Genomic DNA, 14761 nt, shown 5'->3' on the forward strand with positions numbered 1-14761 from the left:
TAGCTACTACCCTATTTCCTGCTATGAAAGCACTTCTCCTTCTTGCACTCCTTACGGCTCCGTCAGCCCCGGCCGCGTGGGCTCAAACCTCAAAATCTGCAGTGGCCAGCCCTGTTGCTACCCAAGCGAAAACCGCAAACGGCATACTGGAGGGCGTCACTACTGCTAGCGGCATCCGCACGTTCAAAGGGGTGCCCTTTGCGGCGGCGCCCGTGGGTGCATTGCGCTGGAAAGCCCCCCAATCACCCCTAAGCTGGACGGGCGTGCGGCAAGCCAAAGCCTTTGGGCCCCGCGCCATGCAGTTGCCTTTGTTTGGCGACATGAACTTCCGCTCCAACGGCGTCAGTGAAGATTGCCTGTACCTGAACGTTTGGACGCCGGCCAAATCAGACAAGGAGAAGCTGCCAGTGCTGGTGTACTTCTACGGGGGGGGCTTTGTGGCCGGCGACGGCTCCGAGCCGCGCTACGATGGCGAAAGCATGGCCCGCCGTGGCATGGTAGCCGTTACGGTAAACTACCGCCTGGGCGTATTTGGGTTCTTGGCTCACCCCGAGCTAACGCAGGAATCGCCGAACAAAGCATCTGGCAATTATGGCTTCCTCGACCAGACCGCGGCGCTGCGCTGGGTACAAGAAAATATTGCTGCTTTTGGCGGCGACCCAAGTAAAGTAACCATTGCCGGCGAATCGGCGGGCTCTATGTCTGTGAGCGCCCAGATGGCATCACCTCTGTCCAAAGCGCTGTTTGCCCGGGCCATTGGCGAAAGCGGCTCGATGCTGAATACCGGTTTCGGGCCGGTTCCGCTGGCGGAGGGCGAACAGGCCGGTGTTGCTTTCGCTACCAGTTTAGGGGCTTCGTCATTGGCCGCGCTCCGGGCGCTACCAGCCCAACAGCTGCTAGAGGCCACCGGCAAACCCGGCACGCCCCGCTTCGCTGCTACCCTCGATGGCTACTTCTTCCCCCAGAAGCCCACAGCTATTTTCATGGCCGGCCAACAGGCCCGCGTGCCCTTGCTCGTAGGCTGGAACTCGCTGGAAATGAACTATCCCTATATTCTGGGCCAAGAGCAACCAACGCCGGACACCTTTCGCCAGGCGGTGCAACGGCTTTACGGCGAGCAGGCCGAGGAAGTACTGAAGTACTACCCGGCCGATACCCCAGAGCAGGCCCGCCACTCGGCTAATGAGTTGGCCAGCGACCGGTTTATTGTGTACAGCACCTGGAAATGGGCCGATGCCCACAGCCAGACAAGCGGCCAGCCGGTGTACCGCTATGTATATGCTCGCCCCCGCCCGGCCATGGTGCCCGAAATGGGCAACGCAACGCCGGGCCTAGCGGGCGGCGTAGTAAAACAGCCCGATTCAGCTCCTAGGGCTCCGCTTGCTACCGGCGCTGTGCACTCAGCAGAAATTGAATATGCCCTGGGCAACTTAGGCACCAACCACGTGTATGCCTGGACTCCCGATGACTACAAGGTATCCGAGACGATGCAAACCTATTTTGCCAACTTCATTAAAACCGGCAACCCGAACAGCAAAGGCATTCCGGTATGGCCCGTGACCACCGCCGGCAAGAATAGTCAACTCCTCCGCATTGACGTGCGGACCCGCCCCGAACCTGAAACCGACCGCGCCCGCTACCTCTTTCTAGACAAGCAAGTCGGCAAATAGCGGAGCTTGTGCAGTGCCTTTTCAAAGGAGCTTGGCGTAAGCTGGGCTCCTTTTTTTGGTGTCGGTTGGGCTCCGCTAGGTACCTAGTAGTAGGCTTGCCTTATACACTGGCTTTCCTATATTCTTTCCTCTCTCACGAGCAACTCAGACCTTTGCTAAAGGCCAAGCCAAACAACTCCCTACCCCCGGTTTGAGCCTAAACCCAACCTAGTGGACGCCGCCGAAACCCGTAAAATCATTCACCTCGACATGGATGCGTTCTATGCCTCGGTGGAGCAGCGCGATAACCCCATGTTGCGCGGCAAGCCTGTGGCCGTGGGCGGCTCGCGGCAACGTGGCGTGGTAGCGGCCGCGAGCTATGAGGCCCGCAAGTTTGGGGTGCGCTCGGCCATGTCCTCGGCGGTGGCGCTGCGCAAATGCCCGGAGCTAGTGTTTGAAAAACCCCGCTTTGAGGTATATAAGGAGGTTTCACGGCAAATTCGGGCCATCTTCGCAGAGTACACGCCGCTTATTGAGCCGCTCTCCCTCGATGAAGCCTACCTCGACGTTACGGAGAACCTCAAAGGCATAGCCTTAGCTACCCAAGTAGCCGCCGAAATCAGAGCCGCTATTTTCCAACAAACGCAGCTTACTGCGTCGGCAGGTATTTCCTACAATAAGTTTCTGGCCAAGCTGGCTTCTGATTACCGCAAGCCCAACGGCCAGTTTGTTATTCGGCCCCACCAAGGGTTGGCCTTTGTAGAGAAGCTAGCGGTTGGCGAGTTTCACGGCATTGGCCCCGCCACAGCCGCCCGGCTCAACGCACTGGGCATCTTCTCGGGCCTCGATTTACGTCAGCAGACCGAGACGTTCCTACGTCAGCACTTTGGCAAGGCTGGCTCGCATTACTACCTCATTTCCCGCGCCCAAGACCACCGCCCTGTCGTACCCGACCGCCTGCGCAAATCTATCGGCTCCGAAACCACCTTTGAGCAAGACTTGCGTACGCCCGAGGAGCTAGTAGCTGGCCTGCAACCTTGCCTGGAATCAGTGTGGAGCCACTGCCAACGCACGGGACTGCGGGGCCGCACCCTCACGCTAAAGGTTAAGTACGCCGACTTTCAGCAAATCACGCGCAGCCGCACGCTTTTCGGACCCATCGGCACCCAGGATGCCTTTGAGCAAATCAGCCGCGAGCTGCTTACCCTCCTTTTGCCAGTTGACAAAGGCATCCGCCTGCTGGGCATTTCGCTGTCCAGCCTAGAAACTCCAGAGGAAGCTGTTGGCAAGCAACTAGCCCTGCTTTTGTAGCCAACCTGTTTCGCAACTCGCAAAACTCAAACACAAAAAAGCCCGAAGCGAATTTCGCTTCGGGCTTTTCGTATGCTAAAGGAAGCTATCCTCTACTGAGGATCAGACTTCATTTTAGACTTTTTCTTCTTGTTTTTCACTTTCACGTCGGCCTCAGTGGCCTTGGTGTCCGTTGGCGCAATGCTACCGCTGGTGGTGCTCGACTGCGTTTCTACCGTAGTGGTAGTGCTAGCAGGCGCCGTAGTTGTCTGGTTGATAGTACCCTGCATCGGCTCAGTGGTTGGCTGAGTCGTCGTTGTAGTCTGGGCTGGCTGCGTCGTGGTCGTGGTGGTAGTGCTGGAGTTGGTCTGCGCGTTAGCGGCAGAAACACCGGCAACTAATACAGCGGCTAGAGCAAGAAGCTTTTTCATAGCAGTTGGTTTCAGGGTGAACTAATCAGACAACCACACGGCTGCCTTTTGACTAGCCTTCAACGAAGCCTTTGCTGATGTTGTTGTGTTGTTGCCCAAAAATATTTTCTACTACCTCCTTCTTCTCATCAAACCGTCCGGACCCTAACCCACCCCAAACCTACTTCAGCAGCTCGTGCAGCACGGTTTGCATGGAAAATACCCGGTTACCCGCCTCCTGAATCACCAGAGAATTCGGCAAATCCAGAATGGCATCCGATACTTCCACGTTGCGGCGCACGGGCAAGCAGTGCAGGAACTTAGCATCGTGGGTGCCGGCCATGTGCTCAGGCGTCAGCATCCACGATGGGTCGTTGCTGATAACCTGGCCGTAGTCGAGGTAGCTGCTCCAGTTCTTTGCCTGCACGAAGTCGGCGCCTTCCAGGGCCTTCTTTTGGTCGTACTCGATGCGGGCGCCTTTCGTGAATTTGGGGTCCAGTTCGTAGCCCTCTGGGTGGGTTATCACGAAGTCTACCCAGTCTACTTCCGAAAACCAGTCACAGAACGAGTTGGGTACGCACTGTGGCAGGGCTCGTACGTGCGGGGCCCAGGTCAGCACCACTTTCACGCGCTCCTTCTGCTTGTGCTCTGCTACCGTAATCAAGTCGGCAAACGACTGCAGCGGATGCAGAGTGGCGCTTTCCAGGCTTACCACGGGCACGGTAGCGTACTTCAGAATCTTGTTGAAGACTTCCTCGCTGTAATCGGCCTCGCGGTCCTTGAGCGTGGGGAAGGTGCGCACGCCCAGTACGTCGCAGTACTGGCTCATCACGGCAATAGCCTCCTTGATATGTTCCTGCGTGCCGCCGTTCATCACCGCGCCATCGGCCATTTCCAGGGTCCAGGAGTCGGCGCCAGCGTTGAGCACCCAAGCTTGCGCCCCCAGGTTGTAAGCCGCCTTCACCGAGCTAAGCCGAGTGCGCAAACTGGGGTTGAAGAAAATCAGCCCAACGGTTTTGTTACGCCCGATGTGCTGGTAGCCAAACGGATTCGCCTTGATTTCTAAGGCTTGCTGCAACAGCGCTTTATAGTCGCCCGCATCGGCGAAGGAGGTGAAGTTTTTCATACTTGGGGAGGTGCGTGAAATGCCTGAAGTAGCAGATCTATTATGAACTTCGAGCAAATGATTCAGAAAAGCGTAATCGACAGCTGGTCGTGAACTAGCGAGGCCCTAAACACCATGTCATGGCGAATGAATGTTGAATTTTCAGGTTGATTTACTATCTCTTGCATCCATTTAACTAGTGCAGGAAACACCCGAATCCTCAACAGTTCGCTTACCAACTTTCTGTTTTCGAAAGCAACACTGGTAGTAGAGATGTAAAAACGCTCGTACGGAACTCTGGCATTGGGTAACCAATAATGACAGTCCAACAGAGTCATACTCTGAGGTTGATGAGATGAATGGTAAGTAAGCTGAATGGCACAATGTATACCTGCATCAGCTAGGACCTGCTGTAGCTCTGAGGTCTTAAACACATAGCTCTGGCCTTGCGCGGCTTTGGTCTTTTTAACTATCCATTCCATTGCATAAGAAAGTAGAAAGACCGTCACGCTGAGACAGACTCAGTATGACGGTCTTATTTCCTCGTTCCAACGTTTACATCGCCTTATACTCGTTCCAGCTCTTGATCTTCAGGTCCTTCATTTCCAGCGTGCAAAAGGCTTGGATGAAGGCTTTGGCTAGGCGGGCATTCGTCAGCAAACCAACCCCGAAGTCGATGGCGGTGCGGCGGATTTTGTAGTCGTTGTCCAACTCGCCCTTCGAGAGGTTCTTGGGAATGTTAATGACCAGGTCAATTTTCTTCTCCTTCAGGTAGGTCAGCACATTGGGCTCCTGGTGTTCATCGGGCCAGAAGAGCAGGCTCGACGGCACGCTGTTTTCGGCGAAGAAGCGGTGCGTGCCCTGGGTAGCATAGATGGTGTAGCCCTTCTTCACGAGCAGTTCCACGGCCGAGAGCAGCGTGACTTTTGACTTGATGGGGCCGCCGGAAATCAGCACCGTTTTCTGCGGAATCTTGTAGCCCACGCTCAGCATCGACTTCAGCAGGGCTTCCTCGGCGGTGTCGCCCAGGCAGCCCACTTCGCCGGTGCTCACCATGTCCACGCGCAGCACTGGGTCGGCGCCGGGCAGGCGGGTGAAGGAGAACTGCGGGGCCTTCACGCCCACAAAGGGCAGGTCGTATACCCGCTCGCTCTCGTCGCGCGTTACGTCCTTGCCCAGCAGCACCTGGGTAGCCTTTTTGATCAGGTTGTTGCCTGAAACCTTGGATACGAACGGAAAGGATCGGGAGGCGCGGATATTGCACTCAATCACCCGGATTTCGCGGTTTTTCTCCAGGAACTGGATGTTGAACGGCCCACTAATCTGGAAGCGCTTGGCAATCTTCTCGGCAATGATTTTGAGCTTGCGCACCGTTCCCACGTACACGCGCTGGGGCGGGTAGTACATAGTGGCGTCGCCGGAGTGCACGCCGGCAAACTCCACGTGCTCGGAAATGGCGTAGCTCACAATTTCGCCCTTATCCGCCACCGCGTCCAGCTCAATTTCCTTGGCCTCCTGCATAAACTCCGACACCACCACCGGGTATTCGGCGCTTACCTCGGTAGCGGCCCGTAAGAACGCCTCCATCTCAAAGGCGTTGGAAACCACGTTCATAGCCGCCCCCGACAGCACGTAGCTCGGACGAATCAGCACGGGGTAGCCTACCTCTCCCACGAACTCAAACATGGCGTCCAGAGAAGTCAACTCCTTCCAACGGGGCTGGGCAATACCCAGCTCGTCCATGATGCTGCTGAACTTATGGCGGTTCTCAGCCTCATCAATGCGGGCAGGTGCGGTGCCCAGGATGGGCGCTTTAGCATCGGCTAGGCGGGTAGCGAGGTTGTTCGGAATCTGGCCGCCCGTGCTCAGGATTACGCCTTGGGGCTGCTCGAACTCCAAGATGTCCATCACCCGCTCGAAGCTCAGCTCCTCGAAATACAGTCGGTCCGAAACGTCGTAGTCTGTGGAAACGGTTTCGGGGTTGTAGTTGATGATGATGGTTTTGTAACCTTCTTCAGCAGCCGTCTGCACGGCATTTACGCCGCACCAGTCGAACTCCACGGAGCTACCGATGCGGTACACGCCCGAGCCCAGCACCACAATAGACTTGTCAGTTTCCTGGGCCAGGTCGTTTTCGGTACCGTGGTAGGTGCTGTAGAGGTAGTTGGTTTTGGCCGGGAATTCAGCCGCCAGTGTGTCAATCTGCTTGATGACGGGCAATACGCCCAGAGCCTTGCGGCGGGCACGCACCAGCAGCTCGTCGGCTTTCACGTCGCCTTCCCCGAGTAGCTTCACGGCAATTTGCTGGTCCGAGAAACCAGCTTTCTTTACGTCGCGCAATAGGCCTGTTTCCAGGGCGCCTAGGCCACTGCCGCGCTTCTCTGTCAGCTTTTTGCCCAACTCGAAAATGGTTAACAGACGCTGCAGGAACCAGTGGTCAATCTTGGTCAGATCGTGCACCTGGTCTAGGGTGTATCCGGCCTCAAACGCCAGGTTGATAGCAAAGATGCGTTCCTCGTTCGGCTCGCTCAGTAGCAGATCGATGGTCTTGTTATCCACCTGCTCAGGCTTGTTGGCCACGAAACCTCGCTTGCCGGTATCCAGCATACGCAGACCCTTCTGAATGGCTTCCTCGAAGGATTTGCCGATGGCCATTACCTCACCCACGCTCTTCATGGCCGAGCCAATCTGCCGGTTCACACCCTCGAACTTGGCCAAATCCCAGCGCGGCAGCTTTACCACCACGTAGTCTAGGGCCGGCTCAAAAAAGGCCGATGTTGTCTGGGTCACGCTGTTTTTCAACTCCGATAACGAGTAGCCTAGGCTCAGCTTGGCCGCTACAAACGCCAGCGGGTAGCCCGTGGCCTTAGAGGCCAGTGCCGAAGAGCGCGACAAACGGGCATTCACCTCAATCACGCGGTAGTCCTCCGACACGGGGTCGAGGGCGTACTGAATGTTGCACTCTCCCACAATGCCGAGGTGGCGGATGGTCTTGATGCCGATGCTGCGCAGCTTGTGGTACTCGCGGTTGCTTAAGGTCTGCGATGGGGCCACCACGATGCTCTCCCCGGTGTGAATACCGATGGGGTCGAAGTTCTCCATGTTGCAGACCGTGATGCAGTTATCATACTGGTCGCGCACCACTTCGTACTCCACTTCCTTCCAACCCTTCAACGACTCCTCCACCAGAATCTGATCGGAGGTGGTGAAGGATTTCTGGGCTAGGGCCCGCAGCTCGTCCATGTTATTGGCGAAACCGCTGCCTAGGCCACCCAGCGCAAACGCTGCCCGCACGATGATCGGGAAACCGATTTTCTCAGCCGCGGCCAGCGCATCCTCCATGTTCGTAACGGCCACGCTGCGGGCCGAAAGCACCCCAATCTGGTCGAGCTTTTCCTTGAAAATGTCCCGGTCCTCGGTATCAATGATGCTCTGCACGGGCGTGCCCAGCACCTTCACGTTGTACTTCTCAAACACACCACCACGGAACAACGCCACAGCGCAGTTCAGGGCCGTTTGGCCGCCAAACGCTACCAGAATGCCATCGGGTTTCTCCTTCTTAATGACCTCCTCCACGAAGTAGGGCGTCACGGGCAGGAAGTACACGTCGTCGGCAATGTTGTCCGACGTCTGCACGGTGGCAATGTTGGGGTTGATGAGGATGGTGCGGATGCCTTCCTCTTTCAGCGCCTTGAGGGCCTGAGAACCGGAGTAATCGAACTCACCGGCTTCGCCAATTTTGAGGGCGCCGGAACCGAGGATGAGAACTTTGTTGGGTTTTTCCATTCTAAGGGTTGGGGCCGCTGGTGCGGTCATGTTAAAAGGCAGTCGTGCAACGCCTGCAGCAAGCTACTTGCGCGTAGCAAGGCAGATGTTCTATTCGGTAAAGAGGGTGTCGCTTTTAATTATTTCCCAGTCGCCGGATGGGCGTTTGGCCATCCAGAGCCTGATAGTGGCGTCGGCCCGCTCCCCATCCAAGTAGAAGCGGAAGGAGAGAGAATCCTTTTTAGCGCCGAGCTTCTCCATCTTGAAGTTCTTGGCCGTTATTCTTCCTGTTCTGTTGGTTATTCTGGGAGAAACGCGGGCCGAACTCATGGACTTGCTTATTAAGTCCCCTGGCCCGCCCAGTACAGCTTTCAAAACCGTCCGCTGGCCCATGTTCTTGACGAAATAGAACCCAGCGAAAGCCAAAGCGCCCAGCAGCACATACCCCCAGTTCGGAAAGCCTCTACCTTTTTCTTGCATGAGAGTGGTGCGTTGGTAGGCAATTAGTTAGAAAAAGACAACATTCTACTGAGTAAGGTCGAAGCATCTTTACCAATTCTGCTTTGCTCAGATCAATTGCGTTTTTGCCCACAAGACATAACGCCAATCATATCAAAACTCATAGCCTTTGTAAACGATGTATCGCACAGTAGTACATCGGTCGTTTTCAAAAGGGTACTTACATTCCTCAGCGCTTCATCTAAGCTTGACACATGAGAATTATGGCGGTCAGTGACTACATATACTTCTGGTCCGTCGAATAACTTATGAGCATAGTCAGCCACCATTTCAGCTTTATATTCATTTGCTTTTTCATGATTCAAACCGACATGAATCAAATCCGACCAATCTAAATCATTTAGTCGGTGCTGACTAGAAATGAATATATTTCTCGCGTCCATAGTCTATTCTAAAGTGGTTAGATTCAGACTTTACGTTAGCTTACGGCTTTGATTTAGGCAGATGAAGCGGTAGAGATGCTTCGGCAAGCTCAGCATGACGGGGGGAGTCGGGTTATTCTAGGCCAGTCTACTTGGCGGCTTTGTGCTCAGCCACGGCCTTCAGGAAGTCATCGAACAGATACTCCGTATCCTCGGGGCCGCCAGCGGCTTCGGGGTGAAACTGGGTGGAGAAGAACGGCTTGGTCTTATGCTTGATGCCTTCGCAGGTGCCGTCGTTGAGGTTTTCGAATAGCATTTCCCACTCGGCGGGTAGCGTGTCGGTATCTACCGCAAAGCCGTGGTTTTGGCTGGTGATGTAACTACGCTTGGTGCCAGAAAGCAGCACCGGCTGGTTGTGGCTGCGGTGGCCATACTTCAGTTTGAACGTGTCGCCGCCGGCTGCTAGGCCCATGAGCTGAGAACCCAGGCAGATACCGAAGATGGGCTTGTCCTGGCCTAGCGCGGTTTGCAGGTGCTGGATAGTAGCAGTGCACATTTTTGGGTCGCCGGGGCCGTTGCTGAGGAACAGACCGTCGTAGTCGAGCTTCGTGAAGTCGTAGTCCCAGGGCACGCGGATCAGTTCCACGTCGCGTTGCAGGAAGCAGCGGATGATGTTGGTCTTGGTACCGCAGTCGACAAGCACGATTTTGTGCTGGCCGTGGCCATAGTGCTTTACCTCGGTGGGGCTCACCTGGGCTACTAGGTTGTCCTGGTTGGGGTCGTGCAGGGGCACATCTTCCTCGGCCACAATCTTACCCAGCATAGCGCCTTTTTCCCGCAGGATTTTGGTGAGCATACGGGTATCCACGCCGAAGATGCCGGGGATGTTGTACTCCTTGAGCCAGTCGCCCAGGCTCTTGGCGGCATTCCAGTGGCTGTGCTCCTCGGAGTAGTAGTTCACCACCAGGCCGGCAATGTGAATCTTATCCGACTCGAAGATCTTGGAAATCGACTCGTATAGTTCCTCGCCGGGCACACCATAGTTGCCCACCATGGGGTAGGTCAGCACCAGAATCTGGCCGGCGAAGGACGGATCCGTCAGGTTTTCGGGGTAGCCGGTCATGGCCGTGCTAAACACTACCTCGCCCGCGGCGGAAGTAAATGCGCCGAAAGAAGTACCCTCGATTTCGGTGCCGTCTTCGAGAATGAGTTTTACCGATTTAGCGTTTTCCACTCTGTTATGCGAAAATAGGTTTACTCTGTTGTTGATTTTCTGCAGTAGTCAGGCACGCAGCTTCCTTGCTCGTTGAGATGGGGAAAGCGGCAGGTATGCCCATCATTCCAACCAACGCTGATTGGAACCTTGTCGTGGTAAGGGAATGCAACGATTCAGCGCCCCTTATGCGGGGTGGTTTGCGGGGATGTGGCGTTGTCTCAGCCAGCTTTCGGAACCGCCCGGATACAATTTCGGCTGGAACAGAACCAAACAACAGAGGTCTATTCCAGCCGAACGAGGACTTAAGCCAAACGGGAGCGAGAGAAGGTATATCAATCGGTCCCGCGCCCTGCCGTTCCCAGATGTCAGGCATCGGGAAGTTTGGTGGGCACGACTGCTGAAAGAAAAAGTGAGAGGCCGTTCTTTCATGGAAAGAACCAGCCGGTTGCTGCGCAATTGTGGCCAATGGCAGCGTGCAGCTAATCAGAAGGGGAGCTTGGCTCGTAAACCTCATCGTGCTACTCATTGGGGCTGCAAGTTAGGCCACAAGTTGCTTACTTTTTCACCTCGGCCGGAATAAGTGTGTACAGCGCCTGCAGGAACCGGTCAACTTCGCCCTTGGTGATGTTGAGCGGGGGGAGCAGACGGAGCACCGTGGGGTCGGAGGCATTGCCTACGAAGATGTGATGCTCGGTCAGCAACTTGTCGCGTACATCCTTAATAGGGAAGTCGTATTTGATGCCCACCATCAGGCCGCGGCCGCGGATTTCCTCGGCACCGGCATTGGCTTCTAGCTCCGAGCGGAGATAGTGGCCTAGTTCGGTGGCGTGGTTTAGCAATTCTTCCTGCTCAATAACCTCTAGCACTGCTAGAGCCGCAGCGCAAGCCAAGTGGTTACCACCGAAGGTGGTGCCTAGCAATCCATAAGACGCCTTTAGCTCCGGCGCAATCAGGATGCCGCCGATGGGGAAGCCATTGCCCATACCTTTCGCTACCGAAATGACATCGGGGCGGATGCCGGCGTGCTGGTGCGCAAAGAACTTGCCGCTGCGGCCGTAGCCGCTCTGCACCTCGTCGGCAATCAGCAGGGCACCGTACTGCTTGCACAGCGCCGCTAGGCCAGTCAGGAATTCATCGGATGGCATAATGATGCCGCCCACACCCTGGATGGGCTCGATGATGGCGGCGCATACGTCGCCGCCTTGCAGCACTTGCTCCACCGCCGCCAGGTCATACTCCACAAAGGAAATAGCGTGGTCGGCGTTGAAGGGCGCTACAATTTTAGGGTTATCGGTAGCAGCTACTGCCCCTGATGTACGACCGTGAAAAGCTCCTTTGAAGGCGAGCACACGCTTTTTGCCGGTGTGGAAGGACGCTAGCTTCAGCGCATTTTCGTTGGCTTCAGCGCCGGAGTTGCACAGGAACAGTGAGTAGTCCTCGTAGCCCGACACCTGGCCTAGCTTGTGAGCCAGCTGCGCCTGAATCGGAATCTGCACCGAGTTGGAGTAGAAACCGATATTCTGCAGCTGCTCCGTGAGGCGCTGCACGTAGTGCGGGTGGCTGTGGCCAATGGAGATAACTGCATGACCGCCGTAGAAATCCAGGTATTCCTGACCTTTGTCGTCCCAAAGTTTCGCTCCTAACGCCTTTACCGGCGTGATGTTGACGAGCGGATATACATTGAAAAGCTCCATTAGAAAAGCACCGATTTGAGGTGAAGTCCTGTCGTTTCGGGCAAACCGAAGAGCAGGTTCATGTTCTGGATAGCTTGGCCCGAGGCGCCTTTCACCAGGTTGTCGATAACCGAGGTGATGAGCAGCTGCTTGCCGAATTTCTGCACGTGCAGCAGACACTTATTGGTGTTTACTACCTGCTTCAAGTGAATTTCCTTGTCCGATACCGTGGTGAACGGTGCATCAGCATAGAATTTCTGGTACAGCTCCCGCGCTTCCTCCTGGGTCAAATCCGACGGCGTATAAACGCTGGCGAAAATGCCCCGTGAGAAGTTGCCACGGTACGGGATGAAGTGCATCGCGCTGTCCAGCTGTGGCTGCAGCTGCGCCAGGCTCTCCCCGATTTCGCCGAGGTGCTGGTGCGTGAAGGGCTTGTAGATGGACACGTTGTTGGTGCGCCACGAAAAGTGCACCGTCTCCGACAAGCTCTGGCCCGCACCCGTGCTGCCCGTAATGGCCGACACGTGCACATCGTCGGTCAGCTTGCCCGCCTGCGCCAGCGGCAGCAAGGCCAGCTGGATGGCCGTAGCAAAGCAACCAGGGTTGGCAATGCTCTGGGCCTGCTGGATGCGGCTTCGGTTCAGCTCCGGCAACCCGTACACAAACTCCCGGCCTTCAAATTCCGCGTCAGCTTCCAAACGGAAGTCGTTGCTGAGGTCGATGATGTGGGTCGTTTCGGGCAGTTCATGTTTCTCGAGCCATGCCTTGGAGTTACCGTGGCCTAGGCACAGGAATACCACGTCTTCGTCACCGGCCAGCTCCGAGGCAAACACTAGGTCCGTTTCACCCACCAAGTCGTCGTGAACTTGGTAAACGGGGTTGCCGGCGTTAGAGGAACTCACGATGGCTCCTAGCTCTGCGTACTCGTGGTGCAGTAGAATACGGACAAGCTCACCCGCGGTGTAGCCGGCGCCGCCTACGATGCCAACCTTAATTTTCATCGTTAAACGAGCTATGAATCCGCAGCTGGTTGCTGAAGATTTTGATGAAGCCCTTGGCGTCGCGGCCATCCCAAGCGTCGTTTTCCTCGCCGTAGGTAGCCACTTTGGAGCGCATCATATCATATTTCGACTCAATGCCTTGCAGCTCGAACTGATATGGCTTCAGAGTCACGAACACCTTGCCCGATACCCGCTCCTGCGACGACGTGAGGAACGCCTCCATGTCGCGCATTACGGGGTCGAGGTACTGGGCCTCGTGCAGCAGCGTGCCATACCAGTTGGCGATGTAATCCTTGTGCAGCAGCTGCCAGCGGCTGGAAGTGTGCTTCTCCAGCAAATGGTGAGCCTTCAGCAAGATCAGCGGCGCGGGAGCCTCGAAGCCTACACGGCCTTTGATACCCAGAATGGTGTCGCCTACGTGGGTGTCACGGCCAATGGCGTAGCGGCCACCCAGGTCGTTGAGCTCTTGAATCAACTCTACAGGGTTCATCGACTTGCCATTCAACGCCACCGGCTCGCCTTTCTCGAAGGTGATTTCAACGCTAGTAGGCTCGGTGACGCTGATCTGCGTCGGGTAAGCCGACTCAGGCAGTGCTTTGTCGGAAGTCAGCGTCTCTACGCCGCCCACGCTGGTGCCCCAAATACCCTTGTTGATGGAGTATTTGGCTTTCTCCCAGCTCATCTCGAAGCCGTGCTGGTTCAGGAAGTCAATCTCGGCTTGGCGCGACAGTTTCAGGTCGCGGATGGGCGTGATGATTTCCGTGTTGGGCGCGATAACCGAGAAAGCCACGTCGAAACGCACTTGGTCGTTGCCGGCGCCGGTGCTGCCGTGGGCAATGTAGTCGGCCTTGTGCTCCCGGGCGTACTCCGCCAGGGCCAGCGACTGGAACATCCGCTCCGCGCTGACACTCAGCGGGTAGGTGTCGTTCTTGAGGATGTTGCCAAAAATGAGGTAGCGCAGGCAGTCCTGGTAGAAACGCTGGGTCACGTCGATTACCTCGTGCTTCGAGGAGCCCAGCTCGTAGGCTCGCTTCTCGATGGCGGCCAGCTCTTCCTCAGAAAAGCCACCGGAGTTGACGATGACGGTGTGAACTTCCAGACCCAGCTCGCGGGTCAGATATACAACGCAGTAGGACGTGTCCAAGCCGCCGCTGTAGGCTAAAACTACCTTTTTCATTATTGGCCTTGGGGTGTTAGAATCTCAATCGTCTCCTGCACGCGCTGGCTATATTGGTCGTCGAGCTTGTCGTAGACCATGCCGGTGCACAGGCACATTTTGCGCTCGTTTTCCATCAGGATGCCATAGTTTTTGCAGCTAGAGCAGCCCTTCCAGAAATCGTCGCTCTGGGTTAGTTCGGGGAAGGTAACCGGGCGGTAGCCCAGCTCATTGTTGATCTTCATCACGGCCGCACTGGTCGTGATACCGAAGATCTTGGCCTCCGGATACTTCGTGCGGGAGAGCTCAAACACGCGGTGCTTGATGGCGCGGCCTAGGCCCTCTTTCCGCAGTTCGGTATTCACAATCAAGCCCGAGTTGACCACGAACTTATTGTCCTCGAAGGTCTCGATGTAGCAGAAACCCGCCAGCTGCTCGTCAATAAAAGCAATGATGGCGTCGCCCTTATCCATCTTCTTAATCAGATAGTTAGGGTCGCGCTTGGCAATACCGACCCCGCGCGATTTGGCGGATTCGGCGTACCATTGACAGAGGGTTTCCACATACTGCGCGTCGGCAGCATTGGCGACTCGTAAAATCATGGTCGAAGCTCAG

General features: G+C 56.0%; 12 protein-coding genes. 2 read left to right on the forward strand and 10 right to left on the reverse strand.

All coding sequences use genetic code 11. The annotated features are described in order from the left end of the window. Window positions 1–23 precede the first annotated feature (23 nt). Window positions 24–1670 (forward strand): carboxylesterase/lipase family protein, encoded by a 1647-nt coding sequence (locus ACYVHC_RS05090; protein ID WP_460612581.1) that lies wholly within the window; start codon window positions 24–26, stop codon window positions 1668–1670. Between the two features lie 210 nt (window positions 1671–1880). Then, window positions 1881–2960 (forward strand): DNA polymerase IV, encoded by a 1080-nt coding sequence (gene dinB / locus ACYVHC_RS05095; RefSeq protein ID WP_460612582.1) that lies wholly within the window; start codon window positions 1881–1883, stop codon window positions 2958–2960. A gap of 92 nt (window positions 2961–3052) precedes the next feature. Here dinB and ACYVHC_RS05100 read toward each other — a convergent pair whose 3' ends face one another. The 10 genes from ACYVHC_RS05100 to ACYVHC_RS05145 form a co-directional block, all read right to left on the reverse strand. Further along, complete coding sequence (locus ACYVHC_RS05100; RefSeq protein ID WP_460612583.1) at window positions 3053–3370, reverse strand: hypothetical protein; 318 nt, start codon at window positions 3368–3370, stop codon at window positions 3053–3055. Window positions 3371–3530: 160 nt separating this feature from the next. After that, window positions 3531–4475 (reverse strand): Rossmann-fold NAD(P)-binding domain-containing protein, encoded by a 945-nt coding sequence (locus ACYVHC_RS05105; protein WP_460612584.1) that lies wholly within the window; start codon window positions 4473–4475, stop codon window positions 3531–3533. 534 nt (window positions 4476–5009) lie between these two features. Next, on the reverse strand, window positions 5010–8240 hold the full coding sequence (gene carB / locus ACYVHC_RS05110; protein ID WP_460612585.1) for a carbamoyl-phosphate synthase large subunit family protein: 3231 nt from the start codon (window positions 8238–8240) through the stop codon (window positions 5010–5012). A gap of 90 nt (window positions 8241–8330) precedes the next feature. Then, complete coding sequence (locus tag ACYVHC_RS05115) at window positions 8331–8699, reverse strand: hypothetical protein (protein WP_460612586.1); 369 nt, start codon at window positions 8697–8699, stop codon at window positions 8331–8333. Between the two features lie 92 nt (window positions 8700–8791). Then, entirely contained in the window at window positions 8792–9121 is a 330-nt protein-coding gene (locus ACYVHC_RS05120) for a hypothetical protein (RefSeq protein WP_460612587.1), read from the reverse strand. 127 nt (window positions 9122–9248) lie between these two features. Continuing rightward, window positions 9249–10334, reverse strand: a complete 1086-nt coding sequence (gene carA / locus ACYVHC_RS05125) for a carbamoyl-phosphate synthase small subunit (protein WP_460612588.1) — start codon at window positions 10332–10334, stop codon at window positions 9249–9251. 536 nt (window positions 10335–10870) lie between these two features. Further along, the gene (locus tag ACYVHC_RS05130) at window positions 10871–12010 is read right to left on the reverse strand and encodes an aspartate aminotransferase family protein (protein ID WP_460612589.1); all 1140 of its coding nucleotides are present in this window, start codon (window positions 12008–12010) and stop codon (window positions 10871–10873) included. Then, window positions 12010–12990, reverse strand: coding sequence for an N-acetyl-gamma-glutamyl-phosphate reductase (gene argC, locus ACYVHC_RS05135; RefSeq protein ID WP_460612590.1), 981 nt, complete (start codon window positions 12988–12990; stop codon window positions 12010–12012). Before argC ends, ACYVHC_RS05130 begins: the two co-directional genes overlap by 1 nt. Continuing rightward, window positions 12980–14170, reverse strand: coding sequence for an argininosuccinate synthase (gene argG, locus ACYVHC_RS05140; protein WP_460613133.1), 1191 nt, complete (start codon window positions 14168–14170; stop codon window positions 12980–12982). The genes argC and argG overlap by 11 nt, the downstream gene beginning before the upstream one ends. Beyond that, the gene (locus ACYVHC_RS05145; RefSeq protein WP_460612591.1) at window positions 14167–14748 is read right to left on the reverse strand and encodes a GNAT family N-acetyltransferase; all 582 of its coding nucleotides are present in this window, start codon (window positions 14746–14748) and stop codon (window positions 14167–14169) included. The genes argG and ACYVHC_RS05145 overlap by 4 nt, the downstream gene beginning before the upstream one ends. Window positions 14749–14761 lie beyond the last annotated feature (13 nt).

It is taken from the genome of Hymenobacter seoulensis (genome assembly GCF_054780535.1).

Coding starts and splice junctions, on each gene's coding strand:
- ACYVHC_RS05090 (WP_460612581.1), top strand. CDS start 24: ATGAAAGCACTTCTCCTTCTTGCACTCCTTACGGCTCCGTCAGCCCCG.
- ACYVHC_RS05100 (WP_460612583.1), bottom strand. CDS start 3,370: ATGAAAAAGCTTCTTGCTCTAGCCGCTGTATTAGTTGCCGGTGTTTCT.
- ACYVHC_RS05105 (WP_460612584.1), bottom strand. CDS start 4,475: ATGAAAAACTTCACCTCCTTCGCCGATGCGGGCGACTATAAAGCGCTG.
- carB (WP_460612585.1), bottom strand. CDS start 8,240: ATGGAAAAACCCAACAAAGTTCTCATCCTCGGTTCCGGCGCCCTCAAA.
- ACYVHC_RS05115 (WP_460612586.1), bottom strand. CDS start 8,699: ATGCAAGAAAAAGGTAGAGGCTTTCCGAACTGGGGGTATGTGCTGCTG.
- ACYVHC_RS05120 (WP_460612587.1), bottom strand. CDS start 9,121: ATGGACGCGAGAAATATATTCATTTCTAGTCAGCACCGACTAAATGAT.
- ACYVHC_RS05130 (WP_460612589.1), bottom strand. CDS start 12,010: ATGGAGCTTTTCAATGTATATCCGCTCGTCAACATCACGCCGGTAAAG.
- argC (WP_460612590.1), bottom strand. CDS start 12,990: ATGAAAATTAAGGTTGGCATCGTAGGCGGCGCCGGCTACACCGCGGGT.
- ACYVHC_RS05145 (WP_460612591.1), bottom strand. CDS start 14,748: ATGATTTTACGAGTCGCCAATGCTGCCGACGCGCAGTATGTGGAAACC.